General features: G+C 45.1%; 15 protein-coding genes, 1 pseudogene and 1 riboswitch. Of the genes and pseudogenes, 3 read left to right on the top strand and 13 right to left on the bottom strand.

All coding sequences use genetic code 11. The features are described from left to right. Positions 1-124: 124 nt before the first annotated feature. Together Ga0451573_RS04690 and Ga0451573_RS04685 are read right to left on the bottom strand one after the other, a co-directional pair. On the bottom strand, positions 125-3,442 hold the full coding sequence (locus Ga0451573_RS04690) for a DEAD/DEAH box helicase (protein ID WP_231682731.1): 3,318 nt from the start codon (positions 3,440-3,442) through the stop codon (positions 125-127). Next, entirely contained in the window at positions 3,439-4,233 is a 795-nt protein-coding gene (locus tag Ga0451573_RS04685) for a Hachiman antiphage defense system protein HamA (protein ID WP_231682730.1), read from the bottom strand. Before Ga0451573_RS04685 ends, Ga0451573_RS04690 begins: the two co-directional genes overlap by 4 nt. A gap of 168 nt (positions 4,234-4,401) precedes the next feature. Here Ga0451573_RS04685 and Ga0451573_RS04680 point away from each other — a divergent pair, with 168 nt between their 5' ends. Further along, positions 4,402-5,337, top strand: a complete 936-nt coding sequence (locus Ga0451573_RS04680; protein ID WP_231682729.1) for a tyrosine recombinase XerC — start codon at positions 4,402-4,404, stop codon at positions 5,335-5,337. A gap of 88 nt (positions 5,338-5,425) precedes the next feature. On the opposite strand, the gene Ga0451573_RS04675 is transcribed toward Ga0451573_RS04680, so the two are convergent. From Ga0451573_RS04675 to Ga0451573_RS04630, 10 genes are all read right to left on the bottom strand, one after another. After that, positions 5,426-6,457, bottom strand: a complete 1,032-nt coding sequence (locus Ga0451573_RS04675) for a PIN domain-containing protein (RefSeq protein ID WP_231682728.1) — start codon at positions 6,455-6,457, stop codon at positions 5,426-5,428. Positions 6,458-6,754: 297 nt separating this feature from the next. Next, a complete protein-coding gene (locus Ga0451573_RS04670) occupies positions 6,755-9,169 on the bottom strand; it encodes an ABC transporter permease (RefSeq protein ID WP_231682727.1) in 2,415 nt (804 codons plus the stop codon). Next, positions 9,166-9,849 (bottom strand): ABC transporter ATP-binding protein, encoded by a 684-nt coding sequence (locus Ga0451573_RS04665; RefSeq protein ID WP_231682726.1) that lies wholly within the window; start codon positions 9,847-9,849, stop codon positions 9,166-9,168. The genes Ga0451573_RS04670 and Ga0451573_RS04665 overlap by 4 nt, the downstream gene beginning before the upstream one ends. Before the next feature lie 85 nt (positions 9,850-9,934). Next, the gene (locus tag Ga0451573_RS04660; protein ID WP_231682725.1) at positions 9,935-11,182 is read right to left on the bottom strand and encodes a sensor histidine kinase; all 1,248 of its coding nucleotides are present in this window, start codon (positions 11,180-11,182) and stop codon (positions 9,935-9,937) included. A 10-nt stretch (positions 11,183-11,192) separates the two neighbouring features. Continuing rightward, positions 11,193-11,876, bottom strand: coding sequence for a response regulator transcription factor (locus tag Ga0451573_RS04655; RefSeq protein ID WP_231682724.1), 684 nt, complete (start codon positions 11,874-11,876; stop codon positions 11,193-11,195). Positions 11,877-12,039: 163 nt separating this feature from the next. Continuing rightward, positions 12,040-13,209 (bottom strand): phosphoribosylaminoimidazolecarboxamide formyltransferase, encoded by a 1,170-nt coding sequence (locus Ga0451573_RS04650; RefSeq protein WP_231682723.1) that lies wholly within the window; start codon positions 13,207-13,209, stop codon positions 12,040-12,042. A 128-nt stretch (positions 13,210-13,337) separates the two neighbouring features. Further along, positions 13,338-13,421, bottom strand: a riboswitch (ZMP/ZTP riboswitch). 75 nt (positions 13,422-13,496) lie between these two features. Continuing rightward, positions 13,497-16,202, bottom strand: a complete 2,706-nt coding sequence (locus Ga0451573_RS04645; RefSeq protein WP_231682722.1) for a leucine-rich repeat protein — start codon at positions 16,200-16,202, stop codon at positions 13,497-13,499. Positions 16,203-16,225: 23 nt separating this feature from the next. Next, positions 16,226-16,879 carry a response regulator gene (locus Ga0451573_RS04640; RefSeq protein ID WP_231682721.1) on the bottom strand — a complete coding sequence of 218 codons (654 nt, stop codon included), beginning with the start codon at positions 16,877-16,879 and terminating at the stop codon, positions 16,226-16,228. Positions 16,880-16,894: 15 nt separating this feature from the next. Beyond that, complete coding sequence (locus Ga0451573_RS04635; protein ID WP_231682720.1) at positions 16,895-18,043, bottom strand: sensor histidine kinase; 1,149 nt, start codon at positions 18,041-18,043, stop codon at positions 16,895-16,897. 208 nt (positions 18,044-18,251) lie between these two features. After that, positions 18,252-22,037: an S-layer homology domain-containing protein gene (locus tag Ga0451573_RS04630; protein ID WP_231682719.1), complete on the bottom strand. Its 3,786-nt coding sequence runs from the start codon at positions 22,035-22,037 to the stop codon at positions 18,252-18,254. A 171-nt stretch (positions 22,038-22,208) separates the two neighbouring features. On the opposite strand from Ga0451573_RS04630, the gene Ga0451573_RS04625 reads away from it, so the two are divergent. Then, entirely contained in the window at positions 22,209-22,481 is a 273-nt protein-coding gene (locus tag Ga0451573_RS04625) for a type II toxin-antitoxin system Phd/YefM family antitoxin (protein WP_231682718.1), read from the top strand. Continuing rightward, on the top strand, positions 22,465-22,791 hold the full coding sequence (locus Ga0451573_RS04620) for a type II toxin-antitoxin system RelE/ParE family toxin (RefSeq protein ID WP_231682717.1): 327 nt from the start codon (positions 22,465-22,467) through the stop codon (positions 22,789-22,791). Before Ga0451573_RS04625 ends, Ga0451573_RS04620 begins: the two co-directional genes overlap by 17 nt. Positions 22,792-22,904: 113 nt before the next feature. Here the strand turns inward: Ga0451573_RS04620 and Ga0451573_RS20215 are convergent. Beyond that, positions 22,905-22,997 (bottom strand): annotated as a pseudogene (locus Ga0451573_RS20215) (hypothetical protein); the annotation flags it as partial. Positions 22,998-23,149: the final 152 nt, after the last annotated feature.

Below are 23,149 nucleotides of genomic sequence, written 5' to 3'. Positions count from 1 at the left end.
AAATACTTAGAACCTGAATTTATTCTGAGCAACTTCTTGTTATTAGCCTAATAGGCATTTCATTTATAATAGTTCTTATTAATCATAAGTTGTCTGTATTTATGAATCAAATAGTAAGCTTTTCTCATTCAACTAAAATGAGCGGGTTATAGGATTTTAATTGCCACACACCATGGTTCAATTCGAAAAAAAGCCCACTAATATTGGCTGCTTTAGCAAAAGGTAGATCATCATTGGAGTTAACCTTCTCTTGAAAATACCCATCACTCGAAGTCAAGAAATACTCTCCATTCTTTTCACGAGGATATAATTTTTGTGGAAGTCCATCCTTTTTCCATGTAAAAGCTGGAAATGAGATTGTCTTAGGCTTTTGAGCTTTATAAAACTCAGAAAGCAAGTTAATCCAGACTCGTGATTTATCCGAAAAGTTAGTTTCTTGCGAAGAGAGGTCTAACAAGATTTGTTTGATTTCGGCAACAGTCTTGTTTTGAAAGGCATCAAGTGCAGAAAGTTCTAACGCTGCACTGCGCGAACGCACACCAGCCAGATAGATACTTGCGGCAGTTTCATCGGGTAGCCCCAACTCAACGAACATTGCAAGAGTGGAATACGTCTGGACAATGCCTTTTTCAACTTCGGGGTCAAACATTTGAGAAATTGCATGTATAACCCAAGGTAATGTAAAACCATAATAGTCTTTTGAGATTGTATCGGCGTTTTGTTCAGAATTTAAGATTGTTGAAAGCGAGATTCCACTTATCCAATCTCGTCGTATGTTATCAAGAGATAATTGAGCAGGCACTGATTCCATCAGTCCGCTGGCATTTTCGTTACTCCAGATTTCCATTTCACGAATAGTATTGTTCATCAACTCAATGCGATTATGTCCTTCAGCAAGCTCCTGAGCAAATGATATGGCAAGGTTTCGGAAAAAATCAATATTTTCAAGTATAGATTTTGACACGGATAAAGGAACACCCGAGGCCACAAGTTTTTTTCTATCCGTCTTGTTTTTTACCCGGTTTAGCAAGGCAACTGTTCGCGCTCGTAATAACCGCAGGTATAGTTCTTCATTTTCGGCTTCAGCTTGAATGAGAGCCAATGATTTTCTAAAAACATCGTCAACCCAGTCTATATTTTTATCGTCTGCACTGAAATCCTCATGCATCGCGAGAAGTTCGTCATCCAGATAATCAAATAACCCGTTTAACCAATTGGAAAACTTGTCTGAAATATCAAGTTCGGTGAAATCATTACCAATTGCTTCAACAAGTAGGTTAAAATCAGTATTTGTTTTTCTCGCGACCCAAAGAATAGCTTTTAACGCAACAAACAAGCCACTTTGAACTTCCTCCATCCGCTGGTTATCAAAATAGACCTGTGCGAGCCTTTTATCGTTATTAACTTGCCAGTGTTTCCTTTCGGTATCAATTGCGTAAAGTATTTTCCCCTCCGTATCAGCAAAAGCGCGGCCTGCGCGCCCGCAAATATTCCAAAAATCCCGATTGCTTATCGAGTCACTGCTATAATATGGAGTCGCAACAATCACTGTTGAAATTCCAACATTAATACCTTGTCCAAGAGTTGAAGAAGCTATAATGACTAATGGTGGTTTAGAGCGCATGAGCCGTTCTATTGCAATACGCACAAGCGTAGGTAATCTATTACTGTGGCAAATAATTCCCTTTCTTGCAGCCTTCAAAACAATATCATCACCGTTGAGTTCCTCACTGCAAATGCTTTGAAAAACAGCCCACAATGAATTATCCCAAGGATAATCTTCTGGATGTTCTCCTAAAGCCAGCAAAACACTTCCAGCCAGTCCATTAATAGAGTTTGCTCTTGCGGAATAGATCATAACAGTCCCGTTTTGAGCCAGCCGCACTGCCGTAGCAGCAATTGCCTCTTTTTTATTGTTTGGAAAAAGGTTGCGCCTAAGCCCAAACCCTAAAGGTGCCTTTTGAATAAAGTTTGGATTAAATGGCTCCCCGTCACTTTTCCATTCCAGTCTCACGCGAGTTCCATCCCAGAGTAACAACCCCAGTCGTTCAAGAGAGGGCTTCCATTCTGATTTTGCTACCAAAGCTGAATCGTCAGCAACCCATTGAGCTAAATCATCAGCATTAGGCAATACAGCCGATAAAAGTAAAATTCTTACTTCATTTCGTGAAGCAAATTCTTTTATATGAGTCAGGAACATTTCATTTCGGATATGTCTTTCTTCTGCTCCAAGTAGGTGTCCCTCATCGATTACGATCAGTTTGATTTCTGCTTCAATCCCTGAGCCACAGCGAATAAGGGCTTTTGCTTTTTCTGGAGTAGCAATGATAATCTGTGATTGACTAATAAGTTCCAAATCCGTTACATTTGCGGTCGAACCACCATATAGCTGCGAAACAGTAATACCAAGAGGGAAGAAAGTCTTATTCAGGCTCTGTTCAATTTCAAAGGCTAATGAGCGAAAAGGGGCAAGATACAGCACTTTTGACATAATGTGTGTCGATAACGTTTTTAGTATGGCTATCTCAGCTACTCTTGTTTTCCCTCCACTTGTACGCAAATTGATAACTGCGCCGTTATTGTCGCCAACAGCAAGCGGCAGCGAAGCCGTCTGCGACGGCCACATTTCAGTAACGGGAGATTTGAAATTACTGAGTAACCGTATGTATTTCTCGGTTATGTGCCTTGCCGGAAATAATGGCGGCAAAACCGACCAAAGAGATGAATTCTGAAACGTAGATAAAATTATCCTCAGTAGCCGAATGATAAGCCAGTACAGCGTTAAGTTGTCCTCGGAAGAGAGGTACAGGAGTTTTTCCAGAATATCATTTGCATGAATAAAGTTTTCTTCGTTTCCGGTATGAATAAAATCAATTATGATAAAAAAGCATCGTGCGACCTCGTGTGAGATTACCCACTCATCAAAGCAGCGAAGATCTGACTGTGCTGGCGCAGAAGAGAAAAACACGTTGCTCGTAGCTTTCATCAGGGAGGCAAAATCTTTTTTTATAAAACTGATTATTATTTGTCCAACAGTAAAATCGGAGTCGATGTCTTTTAGCACTGTAAAAGCGCGGGAATACTGCTTTGCTGCATATAAAGTCATCCCCGCAATCAAGAGATTATAGTTTTTATCTTTATCCTCATTGGGATTAAAGCTAAAGGTATCTGATAGTATTTTCCCGGCTTTTTCTAAAGCAAGTAATCCCTCGTTAGTTTCGGCATCTTCATTTTCAACCATTGAGCAACCACACGAAAGCAGAACATACGCTATGTGTGTTGCTTTTTCTGTGAGCGAAGGGTCGAAATTAGGATAATTCTCAGTAGTTTCCTTGACTTCTTGCAGTATCCTTCGTGCATCTGCTTGAGCTATGAGGTTTTTAATTCGCCCCTGAGATAAGTTATTAAGCAAATCTGTAGCGTAATCTGTAGGGATACTCATACCGCATCCTCCAATCGTGCAAAGGCTTGCTGTACGATCGTTTCTGGCGACTGAATCCCTAAAGAAATCATAAGCAAATTATGTAGCTCGTTTGTAGTGTCGTTATTAACGTGATTGCTTGCATTGCGATTGCTCATAAGCAACCCTACGTAATCTATTTGCAGTCTATTTGTTGCAAATAATATGGCGCAGCTCTGAACTTTTTTTGCCATATCATTCTTGCCTTCTTCAAAGAGCCGTTCTGCGACGAACATCAATGAAACAGGCAGACCGGCCTTGTTTGAACGTACCAATCCATCAATCGTATCAACTACGGCCTGCTTGGTTGGGGTTCCCCTGAACTTTGCTTCTCCAACAATAATCCGCACAGGTTCAGAATCCATATCGAAAAGCAGTACATCGTCACCCTTCATGGATTGCTCAACATTTGGATTATATCTTAATCTATATACAGGGATTTGAGCTTCGGTGGTTGACCGCAGGTATTCGGCAAGAAAAACCTCTGCAAAGTTTCCTTTCCGGGTTGTGGTGTTTTGTGGATAAGGCGACGGAGGAATCGGAGCATTCGCAATCCTAAGAGATTGAATCAAGTCCTTTCGTCGCTCTAAAGCATCAAGATTAATATGATGGGTTTGTAACGCAGGCACAATGAAATCAAGGAAAACGTCATTGTGACCGTTTTCCTCTAACTTTCTGTGTGCAACACCGCACGCAGTAGTCACATTTGTGGAAAGCAGGGAAACAGCAAAAGGGTGCGTTCCTGTGGGATGATCATTTATGATATTATCCAATGCTTTTCCCCTCCTTTGATTATTACAGTGCGGTTTAAGGCAGTAATTGCTTTTACTTCCGTAATCGCGAAATTTCAATTATTAGCCTTATAGTTATGAAATGCCAATTACACAAAAATTGGTAAAATATTACATGTATTGTAGATACTCCTGTTAAGGAGTGATATTATGCAATCTAATACGACTTGTCCATTGTTAGAACAATACCTTGGGTATCTTACTGTAATTAAAGGACGCAGTGACAACACAATTCTAGAATACCGAACTGATATATTGTCATTTTTCAAATTTATCCTTCAAGCTAGAAACATTCCATTTGTTGATAAAAATTTCCAAGATATAGATATTGAATTTATCAAATCCATTAATCTTAATGATATGTATGCTTACATTGCTTACTGCCAAAGCACTCTTAAATCTTCAGCCGGCACAAGAGCACGAAAGATTGTGTCTATACGTCAGTTTTGGAAATACTTAAAAACCAAAGCTCATCTTATCGATAACAATATTACAGAAGAACTTGAAACGCCGAAGATGCCTAAGAGAATTCCTAAGTATTTAACTCTTGAAGAATCTGTTCGTCTACTAATCGAGTGTGAGCCCTCCCCAAGAGACCACTGTATAATTACTATATTTCTTAACTGTGCCTTACGATTATCTGAGCTTGCTAGTCTAAATATTGATCAAGTCAATAATGACATTTTATCTGTAATCGGTAAGGGAAACAAAGAAAGGAAAATCTTCTTAACTCCGGCAGCAAAAAAATCAATTATCACATGTTTGCAAATCAGAAATACTTTTACCGTGCCTACAAAAGCACTTTTTATTTCGAGAAACAAACAACGCATCACTACACGAGCCCTTCAGGATGTGGTAAAAAAATATGTCAAACTTGCCGGACTTGATTCAAATACTATATCTGCCCATAAGTTACGACATACCTCTGCAAAACTGATATATAAGTATGGTCGTGTAGATATCCGATTTTTACAGCAAATATTAGGCCACGAAAGCGTAGCAACTACAGAAATTTATACTGACATTGATGAATCTCAATTACAAGCGGCAGTAAATTCAAACCCGTTAGCTATGATGTTTAATTAACTTTTACAGAGCATATTAGCAGCTTTTAAGGCAATGTATGGATGAGTTAGTTGAGATCACCAGAGAATTATCCCCCTGTCATAACTGGTTAAGTATCTAGCATGTCCCATTCATCGCCTAGAACCCACCGTAATGCGGAGAGCTTGCCGTTAATCATTCCCCACTCGAAATCATCCCAAGGACCTAGGTTGTCTAAACCAAATCTTTTTTCGACCTTATCCGCTGATCTAAGTGCTCCTTCCCAAATATCTCGCTGAATAGGGCGAGTCTCATGGTCTTTGATGGGAAAGGTCTCCTTCTCGACTATTTTAATAATTCCATCCTCTATTTTTTCTCGTCGAATCTGATGACGATTATACCAAACTTTCGTAACAAACTCGTCTATAGCTTCGACGATTTCAGCCAGTCGCCTCGGTTCTTCAACCCATTTTAGCTCAATCATAAGGTCTTTAAATTGATTTGGCTGAATGCGTCGTAGCGCCTCACCCAAGGTTATAAAATAAAGGGATCTCACCGGTGAAAAACAAACTTGAATATCCGGGTGCGGCAGCTTGTTACTTGCGGTCGGATTGCTAAAGTCCTTAGTGTTATGCGTGATAAAGGCAAACCGATTTCTAGCCGTTGCTTTCGCTCCGATCACATCTGTGTAAACCTCAATCAGAATGGCATCGTCAATCCCATTCCGTTGTCTGTGAAAGGGAGCAAGCTTGTCGATAGCGCGTTGCGCTGCACGGAGCTTCACAGCGTCTGAAATCTCTATTATGGGCGTGCTCGCGAATAACTTCTCAATCCGGCTGACTGTGTCCACGGCTGACTCACCCAAAGTCGGAAGGCGATGATCAACGTCGTTAAGCTGTGATAACACAATGTTTTTTTGCCCTGGGTCGCCAAATTTCTCAACTACCTCCTTGACTCGCTTCAAGGTGCTAGACAAGCTGCGGCTACTGTCCTCGATAACGCGCGCCTTGTTACGAGCAAATTCATCAACCACTGTTCGCGGCAGAACTAGCTCTATATCTCCCTGTTGAATTAATTCTTCAAGCGCAGCTAGAATCGCCTGTTGGTGGTAATCCTTTGCGAGATCAAGCCAGACACAAGTATCAATAAGAATCTTAAACACGTAATGCTTGCCCCTTTCATAAACGTTAGTAGTGTGGTAGTTCTGGGTATAGCAAAATCCCAGCGGAGTTGCCCCTGACAATCTATAAATTATGGTCAATACAGCCTAATATCTTAATTTCAACTTCCCCAAATAGACAATCGCTGCACACATTTAACCAAAAAAGGGCAACCTTAAAAGTTTGCGGTTGTCCCCCCCAAATTCCCCATACAATGTTTAAATTTCCCAGCTAAGAATATTATAAGTTAATGTGTAGTACTTTGTCTATCTTTATAATCTTTTTCTCTGCAGTTCCGGTTACAGTGAATTAACTACCTCTGCTATGCCCCTGGCTTTAATCCGCTTCAATGGGCCGATGACTGAGAATGCGGTCACTACAAAGGTAATAATAAGTATCAGGATTATCTGGACCAGGGGAAATTCCCAGGTGACCTGGAAACGGGTCAGCCAGTTTTCGATTAATACCTTCTGGAGGATGACTCCCAGGATGCATCCGGCAATACAGCCTGTCAGACTGTAGGTTACCGCTTCTGTCAGAACCATTTTGTCCAGTTGGGCACCTGACATGCCCACTGCCCGCATAACCCCCAGATACCTGGTTTTTGCGGCAACACTTGTATTCATTGTATTGACGATATTGAGGACACTGATAAATCCAATTACAGCAACGAAACCATATACAAAAACAGCCATGGTGAAAAAGGTCTGGTCCATTTCGGCATTCTTTTGCCGCGCATCCAGAAAAGCAGCGGCGCTGCCGGCTATGCCTTTAATTTCACTGATAGTCTGTTCCTGACCCCGTTCGTTCAGCTGAATGTCTATTACCTCATAGGACGATTCCCCGGTTAGTTCTTTAAACAGCTTTTCAGTAGTAATAAAAGTGGCCAGGTTGAGCTCCGCGTCACTGAATGGCACTGAACGCAGTATCCCCTGTACAATAAATACTCTCTTGCCGGCAGGAGTTTTAATATAAACCTTGTCTCCGGGCTTAAAATTGACGCTTCCGGACTGAACACCGTTTCTTGTGTTAAAGGCAACTGCGATGATGCCGTTTTTGGCATTGATTTTATCCTCTGAAACCTCTCCGGCAATCAAATCCTCTTTGGCCCAGTTTAGCTGACTTTTATCATATGAGATGAGCCAGGATTTTTCGGGAGCTTCCAGTAAACCGTTATCTGCGACCTGTACTCTAGGCAGTGTTTCCCTATAGGTGTCAGAAAGCCTGGAGGCATCAAAAGTGGCATCAACATATCCGAACATTCTCCCATAAACCTTTTTAATCCCCGCTAGCCCTGAAAGCCTGTCATACACATCACTCCCGATGCCCTGTTCTGCCCGCAGAGAAACATCAGGTGTGTAGGGCTTGGTGGTCTTAAGGGACGAGTGCAAAAAATCAACAAAGACCTGGAAGCCCAAAAACATGACAATACTTATGGCTATTGAACATGACATCAGGAAAAGGGTTTTCTTTTTAATGATGGCATTGTTTATACCTATTCCAATTTCAGCGCGAAACCACCTGGTTAGCAGGCCCCTTTTTCTGCTTTTGGAAATTTTCATGTCATTGCTTCCGGTTACTGCATTGATAGGAGAAACCCTGGCCGCTTTTCGGGCAGGCAGCAGGGATGCGATAAAAACCGTAAGAAACCCGATTACGATTCCGGCACTTATGCCGGTTATACTGACACTAAAAAGCGGCATTTCCCCAAAAAGACTGCTGTTGTAGAATTTTAATATGGCGGAACAAACAAAGGTAATCAGCATACCGCCCAATACCCCAATTGGGACTGCCTTCAGGGTAATATAAAGGCTCTCTCTCCTGACCAGCCTTTTTATCTGTGCCTGTGATGCCCCGATACACCTTAAAAGCCCGAACTGCCGGACCCGCTCCATCACAGAAATGTTAAAGGTATTGTACATCATCACAACACCTGCAGCCAGGACAATTCCGAACAGGATGGCCCCTATTGTATATAACCCTATGGCAGCCTTGTGTTTGCTCTGTCCGATCACTGCCAGCAGCCGGTCATTGCGGTCAATTCTTCCTTCAGCGATGTTCAGGGTTTCTTTTATTTCCTTTTCAGCTTCAATTATATTTACTCCATCCTTAAACTGAATCAGAAAAAATCTCTGTACTTCAGGGAACATCTCACCAGCAGCAGCTACTGACAGGAAAATACCCGGCACCCCCCTTGCCTTGGTGCTGCCCAGGTCCTGATAAATTCCACTTATGATAAACTCTCTTTTAACATTGTCCGCCAAAGATATTTCTACAGTACCATTAATCTTCAGGTCCCGGTTGAGGCCTTCCATGGCCCACTGTTCCAGCATAATCTCATTCGGCCCCGTCGGAAAATCACCCTCAACAACCCTTATATTCATGTTTTCCGCGAAGTTTTTATCCAATGCCCCAAGGCTGCAGGTAACATCATCTATGCTGCCTTTTCCCAGAGCCGCCCAATTTCCGGCATTCTCCACATCAATGCGGCTGCGGATTGCAGCTGCCTCCTCATTATCTGCATCTTTAACAAGGAGATGGTAATTGCCGAAATCATGGATTACCTGTATTTTTTCAAACCGCATAAAGACATCCAGCATGGAGAAAACCCCGGTGATCAGAGCCACGGAAACGGCCACACTGATCATGGTCAGCCTGGTTCTCTTCTTGTGAGCCGATAAATACCGGGGGACAATGGACAGATAGCTTTTCATTGCCCGGCACCTCCAAGCTCGGCCAAAACCCCGTCCTCAACATTAAACACCCTGTCCGCATATGACGCATAGTTCTGGTTGTGAGTAATCATTACCAGTGTCTGGTTATACCTTTCCACCGACAGCTTCATCAGGTTGATCACATCTCTGCTGTTTTTGGTGTCCAGGTTCCCGGTGGGCTCATCTGCCAGGATGATGGCCGGTCTGGCAGCAAGGGCCCGCCCGATGGCAACACGCTGCTGCTGGCCTCCTGACAGCTGATTGGGCAGGTGATGCCTTCTCTCTGTCAGGCCAAGTATATGAAGAAGCTCATCAATGTATTGTTCATCAGGCCTTTTATAATCGAGCAGCAGCGGCAGAGTGATGTTTTCTTCAACATTCAATTCGGGGACCAGGTTATAGGCCTGAAATATAAATCCTATGCTGCGCCTGCGGAAAACCGCCAGCTCCGTTTCCTTCATCAAAAATATATCCCTGCCGTCCAAATACACCTTCCCTGATGTCGGGAGGTCCAATGCCCCCAGCAGGTTAAGCAGGGTGCTCTTCCCCGAACCCGAAGGCCCGACAATGGAAACAAATTCCCCCTTGTCAACCGAGAAGGATACACCTTTCAGGGCTTCCACCTTTGTTTCGCCTGCTCCGTATATTTTTGACAGGTTTTCTGTCTTCAGTATTTCCATTTCCTCACCTCTGTGACTAAGTCTATGGTTCATTTAGAACAACCATAGAATAACACTCCAACCTTACTCTAAAATGAATTCAGGCTTACAATTTTGTAAGCCTGGGCAGATGGACGGTAAACTCCGTACCTGTTTTACCCGAACTTTCAACAGAAATAAACCCGCCATGCATTTCAATTACTGATTCTGCCAGGGTCAGCCCGATGCCTGTCCCCTGCTTGTTTTGAGAAAACCTGCTGCGGTAAAACCGTTTAAAAATATGGTTGATATCGTCAGGGTGAATACCCTCTCCATTGTCCCGGACAGTAATTTTCACCAGCACCGGTGTTTCTTCAAGCGAAACCCCGATGCGGTTTCCCCGGGTAGTGTGTTCCGCAGCATTTTTTATCAGGTTACTCAAGGCCTCCAGCAGCCATTCCCTGTCACAGGCATAGTGAACCTCACTGTCAGCTTTTACTGCCAGGGTCTTTTCCTCTTGCAGCAGCCTGGTTTCAAAGCTTGCCGCCGCCTGTCTGATGATGTCATTGAGAACATAATCCTTTAAACTGAGCTCAATAATTCCGGCATCAAGTCTGGCCAGCTTCAGGAGATTGGCAATCAATGCCTGCATGCGGTCAAGCTCGTTTTCACTCTTATCCAGAAAATCTGCGATTACTTCATTATCAGGATTTTCATTCCTCATAATCTCGGTATACATGGTAAGGGCCGATAAGGGTGTCTTCAACTGGTGGGATACATTTGTCAAAACATCCTTCAGGAAAATCCTGCTGTGCTTTTCCCGTTCAATATGGGTATTCAGTGAAGCAGTCAATGTATTTACAGATGCTGCCAGTTTCGCCAGGGTTCCCTCTTCACTGTCATCAAGCCTGGTTGAAATTTCTCCTTCGATAATTTTGATGACATTATGATTGTACTCATCTAATTTATTGTAGAGGGCTCTCAGAAACAACCAGACTGTTAAGAAGACTGCAGCACCCATGACAAGGGAATATATCAGATTGATAGTCACATTGGACCTGTAAAATTCCTTCACCCCGGGGAGCAGGTTTGAATTGATGCTTTTTATATATCCTGCCTGTTCCAGCAGGGCTTTGCCCGCTTCAATCCCGCTCTCTGTTTTATCTGCCGTGAAAGCAGCCCGGATATCGGAAGCCAGCTCCGGATGCTTGGCGCTCAGGTATCCGGCCAGAGCATAGTCATGTGTGATCATTTCATTTTTAAAGCGGCCGGCATTGTTGTATGCAGTAATCTGTGTAAAAACAGCCCCTGCAAACAGAACCGACACTAACAGGATTAAAAGCCTTTTGGCACTGCGATTTACCAATAAATTCATAGCAAACTCCTCACATAACATGCCATTTGTACCCCATGCCCCTGATTGTGGTCAGAAAGGATGGATGTCTGGGGTCATCTTCAATTTTGTCGCGCAGCCTGCTGATGTAAACAGCGAGAGTATTATCATCAATGAAGCTTTCCCGGGAATCCCACAATTTTTGCATGATCTGTTCCCTGGACAGAATAATTCTCGGGTTCTGCATAAACAGGCACAGCAATCGATACTCAGCAGAAGTAAGGTCTATATCTGTTCCGTTTTTTATTACCCTGCCTTCCAGGAGTTTGACTGTAATCCCATTTGAGCTCAGTTCGGTGATCTGTTCCTTTATGGCAGCGGAACGCCTTAGGGCAGCATTGATTCTGGATACCAGTTCATTTATTTTGAAGGGCTTGGTGATATAATCATCCCCGCCAATGTCAAGGCCCATGACAATGTTTACTTCTTCATCGGCGGCGGTCAGGAAGATTACCGGAATATCGGAAGTTTGCCTAATCATTTTGCAGATGTCAAACCCGCTGCCATCAGGAAGCATCAGGTCCAGGATAACCAGGTCATAGATACCGTCATGGAAACGCCCTCTTGCCTCCTGTACCGTTCTGGCCACAGTTACCTCAAAGTTATGCTTGGACAGGGAAAATTCCAATCCTTCAATCAGGCTTAAATCATCTTCAACCAACAGTATTTTTTTCATTTGTGCCTCCATTTACCTCTGTAAAACTGAGAAAAATCCTTATGAAGATTTCGCTGCTGTATTCACATTTTCCTTGTCATCAGCGCAAAAACAGAAGCCATTGCACCGGTATTACCTGCGCAATGGCTTCATTAATATTTTCAAATGTCAGTGGCGGAACATATCAGTGATGGAACAGCCTGAGGCCCGTTGCAGCCATGACCATACCGTATTCATTGCAGGCATTTATTACTATATCATCCCTTAATGAACCGCCTGCCTGAACGATATATTTAACCCCGCTCTGGGCAGCGCGGTCAATATTATCCCTGAAGGGGAAGAAGGCATCAGAGCCCAGGGTCACATTCTTCAGTCCTTTAAGCCATTCCCGTCTTTCTTCATCAGTAAACCTCTCCGGAACTGTTTCCAGGATATCCTTTAACATACTAAATTCATATTCGGTGACATCATTTCTGACAAAAAGGTCCATGGCATTATCCTGATCGGCAATCCCCACTCCTGATTTGAATTTAAAACCCTGTACTTTGGGATGCTGCTTCAGATACCAGATATCGGCCTTATCCCCTGCCAGCCGGGTACAGTGTATCCTTGACTGCTGGCCCGCACCGCATCCGATAACCTGGCCATCATACACATAGCACACGGAATTGGACTGGGTATACTTGAGTGTCAGCATGGCCAGGATCATATCCCTTTTTGCCGTCTCAGGCAGTTCTTTATTGTCAGTGACAATATTGTCAAGATCAGCAAAACTCGGAATTACGCTGTTTCTCTTCTGGAGAAATTCAATACCATAGATGAACCTTGTTTCGATTTCCGGGGGTTCATAAGATGGGTCAACTTCGATAACATTATATTTCCCGCCCCTCTTCTGCTTGAGCAGTTCAAGGGCCTCAGGGGTGTATCCGGGGGCAATGACACCGTCAGATACCTCATTCCTGAGAATTTCCGCCGTTGCCTTGTCACAAATATCACTGAGCGCTGCCCAGTCGCCAAAGGAAGACAGCCTGTCAGCTCCTCTGGCACGGGCATATGCTGCCGCAAGAGGTGACAAATCAATTTCACTGACATGGCAGGCCTTTTTTTGTTCATCAGACATTGGCACTCCCAGAGCGGCCCCGGCAGGGCTGACATGCTTAAAGGAAGCGGCTGCAGGCATGTTGAGGGCAGTCCGCAGTTCCTTTACCAGCTGCCAGGAGTTCAGGGCATCCATGAAATTGATATACCCGGGATTACCGTTAAGCACCTTAATGGGAAGCTCATCTCCGGCAGAACGGATCTGGGCCGGCTTCTGATTTGGGTTGACTCCATACTTAAGTTCAATTGACTTCATTAAAACAAACCCCTCCTCTTACGTTTTGACCAACTTTAAATTCATGCGCATGGCTCGCCTGTGGACGACGATTTCTGACGCAGTTAGACGACGCTTTTCAACGGTCCGAATAAAATACCGCCTGGGCTCTAGTCTACCCAGGCGGTCGATAATCTTTCTCCAATCACGCTCCCTGTGGGTGCCCCCACTATCCGCCAGTTACGTGATCTGCTTGTTTAATACTATTTTTAAGACAAGTATATTATCACAAACAGATGGTTGTCAACCATATTTCGGAAACTGTTTATTTATATCGCCAGCAGGTTATACAGCACCTGGGCCATTTGGGCCCGGGTAGTGGTTTCTGCCGGGCTGAGCATGTTGTCACTGCCGCTGACTATGTCGCTCTGTACCAGGGCAGACATAGCTTCATTGGCCCACGGAGCCACCAGGCCAGCATCATCGAAGGTACCGATTTCTTTGTCAACTGCGGCTGCCGGGAGTTCATCAATTAACTGCAGCGCATTATACAGTAAGACGAACATTTCCTGTCTGGTGATTTCTTTGTCAGGGGCAAACATATTATTACCTACACCTTTAGCGATACCTAGGCTTTTGGCTGCAGCCAGATAGCTGGTATAGTAGGTATTGCCTGCATCAGCAAAGCTGCTGGTGTTGCCGGTGTTGTCATCTGCACCGTTCGCAGGGGCAATCTGATACGCATTCATCAGAAGCACAATAAACTGGCCTCTGGTAAGACGCATATCCGGACTGTAGCTGCCATCTCCGGTGCCTGAAGTAATCCCGCGGGCAGCAATAAATTCCACCGCTTCTTTGTACCAGACACCGGCGGGAACATCACTGAAGGAAACCGCATTATATCCAATCGCAAATCTTGAAAAGTGATTAGTTTTAAATATAACAGCTTCCTTCGTACTGTCGAAATAACCTCTTACGCTTTGAAGGCTGCCATCATCAGACAGAAAATAAACTACAACGGAGTTTGGATTTTCTCCTATTTGAAGTGTATAAGGTATGGTGACAGATGCATAGCCGCTGCTAAAATCCGAAACCAGGGTATCTTCATTAATTATGGTAAAGTCATAGACCGGTCTTCCATCTACTTTTACGTTGTCTGCTTCAGAAAGAGTATTTTTATCGATAATGCTGGCAGAGATAATTATATCGTCCCCGCCTGCAACGGCAGATATTGCATCAATGACTCTGTTGTCAAGGCTGATAGAAACAAATGGGGAAGAAATGACAAAACCAGCATCAGTTTCATTCGCAATTCTCAACAGACCGCTTTGAGGAACACTTACTTCGAGCTTTTCAATATCACCCTGAGTATTAACAGCAACCTCGATGATATCTCCTTTTGATGTCCCTGCCTCGGCGGCTGCCTTGTCCAGCAGGGCATCAATGATTGCAGAGGAAATGTTGACTGAAGCTGTTCCTGATAAATTTTGTGCAGAAACTGCTGTTTTAACAATAGTCAAACTGTCTGCCTCTTCTGCTGCCACAATAATGGCAGGTGGAGCGTAGGTGCTGCCTCCTGACGGGCTGCTGGATGTTGAGGAGCTGGCAGCCCTGTTGATAACAATTGTATATGTTTGCGTTGTTATTCCGTCTGCGGCGGTTACTACTATTGTAACTGTGTTCTCTCCAACTGCCAGGGTAACTTCTTTGCTGGTTCTTTCTGTATCATTTATCAATACAACTGCCAGAGGATCGGTGATTTCAGCGGTTATGGTTGTGGTGGCCGTACTGTTGCCGACACCTGCCGAATAATTTGTTGTGTTACTGTCGAACTCCGGAGTCAGGGTGATACCTGAAACCGAGAGTCCCGTGAGTGTGGCATCAGTTTCAGTCCCGGTGCTTCCGGAAGAAGGTGGGCTCGGGTCCTGATAGACCTCAATATCCATCTTCAGCTTTTCACTGACATTTCCGGCGGCATCCTTGGCAACGATATAGATATCTTTGGCTCCGGCAGTGAGCGTATTCAGCATGATTGTCTGTTCAGTGGTATCACAATCGGTCCCCACCGTACCGGTATCCATAATTGGTTCTCCGGCGCCGTCTTCCACTACTGAGTAGTAGTAATATCCAGGCTCATTTGACGTAAAATCTACAATAGCTTCCGTGTCAGATATACGGTTAGCTTCACCTGCAGTCAGGACGGGAGCAGTGGTATCCGATGCACCTGCCTCCACACAAGGATAGTCCATTAGACCGATAGACCATATAGGAGTAGTAAACCCGGCAGCTCCGGTATAAAAATATACCGTGAAGTCTTCATGAACACTGGAAAACACGAAATTTTCCATCACGGGGGCGTCACCCTCAAAAACAGCAGAAGTTAAAGCGGTACAGCCATTAAAGGCGCTGTAGCCAATATTCATGATATTGGCAGGAATAGTTACACTTGTCAGAGCGGTGCAGTATTGGAAGGTTATATCATCGATGATGGACAGGGACGTCGGGATACTTATTTCTGTGATTGCCGTACCGGAAAAAGCCCCCTGGCCAAGAGTATCCAGATTATTGCCAACGATAGTAATATCGGCCAGGGCACTACAGTCGGCAAAGGCGGCAAAATCAATTGTCTCCACGCTGTTGGGGACAGACAGGATTGTCAGATTAGTGCCATAAAAAGCGTGCTGTCCAATGTAAGTGACCCCCTGACCCAGATCAACCTCAGCCAGAGCGCTGTTTTGGAAGGCGCCTGATTCTATCCGTAAAACACTGTCCGGAATAGTAACAGAAGTAATACTGACATTATCAATAAAAGCATTGCTGGCTATTCTGATGACAGGTTTCCCGGCTAATTCAGAAGGTATGGTAAGCTCCGTATCTGTACCAATATAACCGGTAATTGCTGCCGTCGTGCCATCATCATACAGCGAGTAGAGCCAGTCGCCGTCCACTCCTGCAGATGCCGGCAGCGGCGCTGCGGCAAACATGGTCAATATCATGGTGACTGTCAAAAACCATGTTAAGGTTTTTTTGCACATTTTTATCCCCCTCACAAATTATTTCAGGTCGTTTTTTGAAAACTCTTAATCAGACAGATGGCCTCCTGCCGGTTTTTTACTTCAAGCTTTGAATACAGGGTACTGATATAGTTTTTTGCAGTGCCCAGGCTGATGCCCATGATTTTAGCAATTTTATCGTTACGATAACCACGCTGCAGATAATCGGCAATCTCCTGTTCACGGGCGGTAAGTCCGTAATCAGTCAGCCTGTTCCTGCGCCGTTCGCGGGGAATTTGAGCGATTAAGCGGGCAGCGATGGAAGCAGGAATCAGAACATCTCCGGCAGCAGCGTCCCGCACCATGTCTATAAGACGATCCCCGGACATGTCTTTGAGAAGGTAGCCGTCGGCACCGTTCTGAAAAGCGCTGTAGATGTATTCATCAGGGTCAAAAGTGGTAAGCATAAGGACAACTGTTTCAGGTCTTTTCTTCTTTATTTCTTTGAGCGCATCAATTCCTGATAAGGTCGGCATTTGAATATCCATGAGCACCAGGTCCGGATTGCAGATATCGCACAGATTTACTGCTTCCAGGCCTGTTTCAGCAACAGCAACAATCTCAATGTCAGACTGAGAACCAAGTATAATACTGATCCCCTCCCTGATTAAAGGCTGGTCATCTGCTATCAGGACTTTAATATTCCCTATGGTAAACACCTCCTCTTGTCAGGTTTAATTTGCCGCCCGACCTCTTTCGGTTACCGGAACACGGATTTTCAAGGTACAACCATTGCATGAGGATAACTTCAGGTCTGCTCCGAAACGTTCTGCATCCTGCTGCATTTTATGAAGCCCGAAACCGAGAACACACTGTTCAAAACCTCTGCCATTATCCTGTAAACAGAAATGAACAGTATTCTCACTCAGACTCAGTGTAAACTGAAACTGGCTGGCATCGCCATGACGGATACCATTGGTCAGCCCTTCCATCAGAGCATTATACAGGTAAGCCTTTTGGGCGCTGTTGAGTACAGATAAATCATCTTCAGATATTTTGGTAAGATTGTGGTTTATACAGATGCCGGTTAGTTTGGTGGTTTCAGTGACAAGAATTAACATGCTTTGAAGCAGGGTCTTTTCACTGTCTTCCGATGAGGTTGCAGGGCTTCGGACAACATTGCGGAGTGACTGCATGGCCGTCTGAATTTGCCCGGTAATCATAGTAAGGCGTGACTTTGCCGCCCCCGGATCCTTGTCAATCAGCATGCGTGCTGCCTGTGTGCCTATTGCCGCCGTGGTCAGCAGGTGTCCAAGGTTGTCATGGAGTTCATGCAGGAGTTTTTGCCGTGCCCTCAGGTCGGCGGTTTCTTCAAGCATAATGGCTAATTGCCGGTTTTTCCGGCTTATCGTGATATTGTAACGCGCGTTAACAATCACAGCTATGTAAATCAGGGTTAACATCAGGGTGGCATCAATTTCACGCCACAATTCGATGGCAGTCACAGAACCTGATTTTAAAAACAGCATCCCTGTATAGCAAATCACGGAAATGGCCGCAAAAGGGGCGCTGAACCTTGAATCATAAGCCAACAGCACATCACCTAATACAATAAAAAAGTAAACTTCAACAAATCCGGTATTGTCCAGGTATTGAATACATAGAGCCAGAAATAGTTCTAAAACCAGAAAGTATTTGCCTTTAGGATCTTTTTGCTCTGCTGTGTAGTACTGATGGTGATGATAGAGGATGAGTGCTGTAAAAAGGGCATAGAGAACTAGGGTGAGGGCATGATAATGGTCATTAAACCATAGTAGAACCGCACCGGCCAACAGGCTGATTAACAAGATACGGGAGAAAAATCTGTGTGTTGCAATATCCATAATAACTCCACTGATTGGGCATCAACAATAACTGTTGATGCTTTAATTTTATTCTTTATTTCGAAAGATAAAAGTTACTTTTAAATAAAAAGTCATATGACTTTCTGGAAGAAGGGGGAACAAAACCTCCTGAGGCTCTGGTTAGCAACAGGAGGTTTTAAATTAATTGCTGCTTATGGAGTGTTTCCCTTTTCGCAATTTGTTCAGATTATTTAGCCAGCAGATTATACAGCGCCTGGGCCATCTGGGCCCTGGTAGTGGTTTCTGCCGGGCTGAGCATGTTGTCACTGCCGCTGATGATACCGCCCTTGACAAGGGCAGACATGGCTTCAGTTGCCCATGCAGCCACCAGGTCAGCATCATTGAAGGTGGCAAGCTGCTTGTCGCTTGTAGCTGCCGGGAGTTCATCAATCAACTGCAGCGCATTGTAGAGTAAGACAAACATTTCCTGCCTGGTGATTTCTTTATTAGGGGCGAACATGTTGTTACCCACACCGTTGGCAATCCCCAGGCTTTTAGCTGCAGCCAGATAGTTGGTATAGTAGGTATTACCTGCATCTGCAAAGTTACCGGTATCTTCGTTGTTGCCGGTGTTGTCATCGTTCTCAGCGGAGTCAGCCGAACCTCCGGCAGGTTCAATCTGATAGGCGTTCATCAGCAGTACCATAAACTGGCCTCTGGTAAGCCGCATATCCGGACTGTAGATGCCGTCCCCGGTGCCTGAGGTAATCCCGCGCGCAGCAATAAAGTCCACCGCATCTTTGTACCAGGCATCACCATTGACATCTGAGAAGGAAACCGGATTATGGCCGATAACAAAGTTGGAGAAATGAGGTGTCTTTAATACCACTGCCCCGGCAGACGCATCAAAGTGCCCTCTGACAACCTTCAGGTTTCCGTCATCACTGAGATAATAGATGACAACTGCATTGGGGTTTTCGCCCTGCTTCAAGGTGTATGGAATCCTGACTGTGGCATGACCGCCGCCAAAGTGGGAGACCTGCACATCTCCGTTCTTGACACTCAGGTCATAGACAGGCCTTCCGGAGACCTTGGCCCGGTCTTTTTCCGAGAGGGTTGTTCCGTCAATGATACCGGCGGAGACAGTTATATTTCCTCCTGCTGCCGCACCCGAAATGGTCTCAATGGCCTTGCCGTCAAAGGTGATGGAGATAATGGAGGAAGTAATTCCAAGGCCCGCATCTGATTCGTTGGCAATTTTATCAAACCCGGACTGTGGGATAGTCACTTCAAGGTTTGTGGTATCAGTTGGAGTCTTCACAGAAACCCCGATGATATCTCCTTTGGATGTCCCGTTTTCTGCAGCAGCCTTATTAAGCAAGGCATCAACCATCGCGGTGGAAATGCTTGCCTCCGCCTCACCTGAGGAGCTTGTAACTGAAACTTCAGTTGAGGTTGTTGTTGTGCCATCCGTTTTTTCGGTTGTAACTACAATGGCAGGCGGGGTATAGCTGCTGCTGCCTGACGAGGTGCCGGCAGCCCTGTTGATAGTAATCGTATAGGTTTTCGTTGTTATTCCGTCTGCAGCGATTACTAATATTGTAACTGTATTCTCTCCAACTGCCAGGGTCACTTCTTTGCTTGTTCCCTCCGTATCATCAATCGAAATTGTTGCCAGAGGGTCGCCGGTTTCAGCGGTAATGGTTGTACCGGCTGTACTATTACTGACATTTGCAGAATAATCTGTTGCAGCACTGTCGAACTCCGGAGTCAGCGTGATTCCTGATGCCGCAAGTCCCGCAAGAGTCGCATCCGGTTCCGGCGCTTGATGTTCGAACCCCTGCCATGCCAGGGCCGGATAGCCATCATTATCTGTACTGTTAATTGTCCATATACCGGGGAAATCCCAGCCTTCATATGTATCTGCCTCTTTCATTTCCAGGGTGGTTTTAGGTATCCCTTTCCCCGTATCAGACAGTCCCGTGACATCAGAATCATAATAGCTGCTTATTGTTTGGGTTCCCGCATAAATCGCACCGGTCAGACCACCTACACTGTCGCCTGACCCGTTTACTGTTCCCACAGAGTAGCTGTTGGTTAAACTACCCCAGTAATTAGCGCCTATCAACCCCCCGACAGCCTTGTCAGCTTCACCTGATACATCAGAAATGGCATAACAATTCTCTATTGAGGTGTCAAAACCATTGGCGGCATCCACCTGCCCTATCAAACCGCCGGTATAATTTCCCGTACCGGAAACAGTGCATAAGGAAAAGCTTCCGTTAAGACTGCCCCCCTGCAAGCAGCCAATAAGCCCTCCTACATAAGAGACACCTGTTATGTTACCTGATGTACTGCATTCACTGATATCAGCTTTGGCGGAATAACCAACCAGCCCACCGGCATAATCGCTCCCTGTTACATTTACCGAGGTCTCGCAATCTTCCAAAACGGCATCGAAATAATTCTGACCAACCAAGCCCCCGGTTGCCCAGGTACCTGTTATTTCTCCATCAACGCTGCAGCCACTGATTGTTCCGTAATTATATGCCACCAATGCTCCAACATAAGCGGCCCCTGTTATGTCAACATTCTTCAGTTGTATATTTTCCAGCAGGGCATTGGCCCCTGCAGTGTGAATAAAACCTATATAATGCGAGCCGGGAGCATTTATAATCAAGTTGTCAATGGCATAGTTTTGTCCGTCATAGTTACCGTCAAAGCTGGCTATGGGAACCCAGTTTTCGGTTAGTGTAATATCTGCGGTTTGTTTGAAATACTGCCCGGTAAAAGCCTCCCCGGTATTCGCTGCCTGCGCAAATTTAAAGAGTTCACCTTCTGTGGAAATCAGGTAAGGATCCTCCTCAGTTCCATTGCCTGCAAAAAGGCTGGTCCGGACTGTGCTGGTATCATCTGTGTAAACCAGGTATCCACCGGAAATTTCTCCATCAGCTTCGACCTTCACAGTATCCTGAAGCTTAATATATGTTTCAGCGGTAATCGTGCCATCTATGGTAATGCTGCCGCTGTCCATTACCCCTGCTCCCAAGCCATATTCAGAAGATACATTGCCCTCAATATCGATTGTTGCATCTGTGCCGCTGGCATAAGCGCCATAACCCTCATCACCTTCGGAGATGGCATCACCGTGAATTGTGACAGCCGCACCGGCTCCGGCAAATGCCCCTCTGCCATAATTGCCCTTGGATATAGCATTACCAGTGACCACAACTGTTGAGCCCGTTTGCGCAGCATATGCACCATAGCCGCTGTCTCCATTGCATACAGCATCACCGCCGATAGTTATGGTCCCGCCGCCGAGCGCATAAGCGCCTTCTGCGTCTGAGGTAGCATTGCCGCCGATGGTTATTGCAGCGCCATCGGCATATGCACCGCTGTAATGTCCGGTGACATCGCCTGTAACTGTGATACTTCCACCGTCAGTAGCAAAAACACCCTGGCTGTTCACAGATGTGGCGCTGCCCCGGACCGTGACAGCCGAACCTGCACCATCAGCCTGTGCAGCGCGGCAGTGAGTGCCGCTTGCCGAAGCGTTGCCGGTAACCTCTATGATTCCTCCACCGGCTGCATATGCACTGTGTCCCCGATAACTTGATACTGTAGCGTTTGTAACAGTCGCTTTGCCTCCGTCATGAGCATATATACCGTGAACGTAATTTCCGTTCCCGCTGACATTGAAATCCCCTTCACCGGTCAGGGCTACCTCCCCGCCGCTGCCCACCTCAACGGCTGTACCGGCAGCATTGGTAACATTTAGGGTGAAACCGTTCAGGTCAAAAGTAATCCCCTTGCCGGTCACAGTTATTTGGCTGGAGTGTTCAATATTATCCAGCAGTGTAATGGTCTCCCCGTCATTGACTGCTGCCAGAGCCGCATCAAAGGTACCGTATGTTGTCTCACCAATCTGACATACGGAGTCCTCTACGGCAAACACCCCTGCCGGCATTGCCGCCAGCAGCAGCAGTATTATTGCAGCTATTAACAGCCGCCTTGGAAAGATTTTTTTATTCATTCCCTTTCCTCCCATCCGTTCTTTTCTTAACTGTCCGTTTTAATTATACAAAGCTTTACTAAACCACCACTAAACAGAAATGACTAATTTAGATTCCGGATGATTGTTTTTCTATTATAATTTTGATAGAATATAATCAGAATAAAGATATATGAAAGGCGGTTTACATTAATGAATATTAAACCTTCAACAACTATCCGGCAGGACTATAACGGTTTCTCCAAATACTGCCATGAGCTTGACGAACCGGTTGTACTTACGCGCAACGGAGAAGCAGACCTGGTTGTCATGAGTCATGAAGCGTTTCGCCGCATGGAAGCCCGGATTAAACTGCAATCCAGGTTGTTGGCGGCAGAAAAGCAGATTGCTGAGGGCGAGCAATTAACAGACCATGACGAAGTGATGGCAAGAATGCGGAGGAAGATCGATGCCGCGAAGAAGTAGGGTCAAATATGCCCCGGCGGCAGTTGATGATATGGATGAAATCTTCTCATATATATCGAAGGATAATGCAGCCGCGGCTGAATCTTTGTTAGACAAGCTCAATGACGATATTGGCAATCTCGCGGAATTCCCCAATATGGGTTCGGTATTGTCAGAAGATGAATTCACCCTGGTAAACCGGGGGTATCGCTTTATTGTGATACACCCATATCTTGTCTTTTACCGGATAATCAAAAATACTGTTATCATCCACCGAATTCTGCACAGCCGCCGTGATTATATTCGCGAATTGTTTTCTATAGAAGAATGATCATAAATTAACATTATTAAAACACATCACCCCTCTGCCGGGTTCTGCAGAGGGGTGATATGTTATGGGCTTTGTTTATTACTGCGCTTGTTTAATACTTATGTTGGCAGATATTATTCTGCCAGCAGGTTATACAGCACCTGGGCCATCTGGGCCCTGGTGGTGGTTTCTGCCGGGCTGAGCATGTTGTCACTGCCGCTGACAACACCGCTCCGGCTGCCGCATTAAAGTGACCCCTGACTGTTGCATGACCACCGCCAAAGTGAGGTCACTTAAGGTGGCATTACTGCTCATACCTATAAACGGGATAAAGTTTACATTATCACTTACCTGATTACCCAGTCCTTCCGGATTTAAT

Origin of the sequence: Phosphitispora fastidiosa (assembly GCF_019008365.1) — a bacterium.
Taxonomy (GTDB): domain Bacteria; phylum Bacillota; class Thermincolia; order Thermincolales; family UBA2595; genus Phosphitispora; species Phosphitispora fastidiosa.
This window is presented reverse-complemented; position numbering and strand designations above follow the sequence as displayed.